This is a genomic window from Sphingobium sp. WCS2017Hpa-17, assembly GCF_031843765.1.
GTDB lineage: Bacteria > Pseudomonadota > Alphaproteobacteria > Sphingomonadales > Sphingomonadaceae > Sphingobium.
Window position 1 is genome coordinate 1 of the sequence record NZ_JAVTIV010000058.1, and the last position, 1808, is coordinate 1808.

At 61.5% G+C, this 1808-nt stretch carries 1 protein-coding gene; it reads left to right on the top strand.

Going from position 1 to position 1808, the window contains the following annotated elements:
- Positions 1-373 precede the first annotated feature (373 nt).
- Positions 374-1696: a group II intron reverse transcriptase/maturase gene (gene ltrA / locus RQH62_RS24870; protein ID WP_311271329.1), complete on the top strand. Its 1323-nt coding sequence runs from the start codon at positions 374-376 to the stop codon at positions 1694-1696.
- Positions 1697-1808: the final 112 nt, after the last annotated feature.

The following is a 1808-nucleotide window of genomic DNA, read 5'->3' on the forward strand; positions in this document are numbered from 1 at the left end:
CGGTCACGTAGGTGACCGTGCGAGCGTACAGGCCGTAACGTGAGTGAACGCTGAGCAATCCTCGGAAAGGACGATGTGCAGGCCGACCCGTTAACCCTTACGGGGAAGGTTGATATGGACGGGCGAGTTTGAGCGACGTTTGAGCCCGTCTGCTGCACCGGGGTAGTGGCGACAGCATGTACGCAAGGAAAGTGCACGCAACACGGGAAGCCCCATGGCGTGCCGAGGGATCGGCAACCGGACGCCCGCGAGGGATGGGACGGGCGCGATGGGGTGGCGGAGAGGCCCGTAGTACCGAGGAAGTCGGGTAATGCCGGTGGAGGGAAGGAGCCTCAGTTCAAGATGAACGCAACAAGTGGTGAGGGGCAGGAGATTGGGAAACCTATCAACTCCGAAAAGCGTCCAGAAGCTGCAGAAGGCGTTGCACGCGAAAGCGAAGGCAGAAGCCGGCTATCGATTCTACGCGCTGTACGACAAGATCAGCCGCGATGACATTCTGGCCCATGCTTATGCCCAGTGTCGCTCCAACAAGGGCGCGCCGGGTGTGGATGGACAGGACTTTGCGGACATCGAGGAATATGGCGCCGAGCGGTGGCTGGCGGAACTGGCGCTTGCGCTCAGGGAGGAGACGTACCGGCCGGAACCGATCAGACGTGTCTACATACCAAAAGCCAACGGCACACTCAGGCCGCTGGGCATTTCCACCGTGCGGGATCGGGTCTGCATGACAGCAGCGATGCTGGTGCTTGAGCCGATCTTTGAAGCCGACCTTCCACCGGAAATCTACGCCTATCGCGCCGGGCGCAACGCCCAGCAGGCCGTGGTTGAGGTGGAAGAGCAGCTGTTCCGTGGCCGTCCGGATGTCGTGGACGCCGACCTTGCCGACTACTTTGGCACCATCCCTCACCTGGAGCTGATGAAATCAGTGTCGCGTCGGATCGTCGATCCGCGCGCGCTGCATCTGATCAAATCCTGGCTGGAATGCGCTGTCGAGGAAACGGACGACAAGGGCCGGATGAAGCGAACGACGCAGGCGCGCGATCAGCGGCGCGGTATCCCGCAAGGATCACCCATCTCGCCGCTGCTGGCCAACATTTACATGCGCCGGTTTGTGTTGGGATGGCGGAAGCTCGGCCTTGGGAAACGCCTCGGCTCGCGGCTCATCACCTATGCCGACGACCTCGTGATCCTGTGTGCGAAGGGCAACGCGGAAGCCGCGCTCGATCATATGCGCGGGCTCATGGAGAAGCTGAAGCTGACGGTGAATGAGGACAAGACACGCATCTGCAAGGTGCCGGACGAGACGTTCGACTTTCTGGGATACACGTTCGGTCGGATGTACTCCGCGAAAACCGGCAAAGCCTACATGGGCCACCGGCCATCAAAGAAAAGCATTCAGCGCGTGATCGCAACGATCCACGAACTGACAGACCGAGCGCGTACATGGCAGGATACCACATATCTGGTGGCCAAGATGAACCGGGTGCTGCGCGGATGGGCCAACTACTTCTCGGTTGGCACCACGAGCAGAGCATATCGGGCCGTCGACAGCTACGCAGTGGTGCGGTTGCGTCGGTGGCTGCGCGCCAAATACAAGACCAGACGACGGCGAGAGGGAGCCTATCACGACCCCGAGCTATACGAGCGCTTCGGCCTCGTGCGTCTGGCTAACGTGGCCGCAGCCCGCCGTGGGTGAAGGCGTGATATCTTGTCCGAGAGCCGGATGCGGGAGATCTGCACGTCCGGTTCGATGAGCAGGGAGTGGAAACGGACCGTCTGGCAAGCCCCACAGGCGCGCCGCACGACAC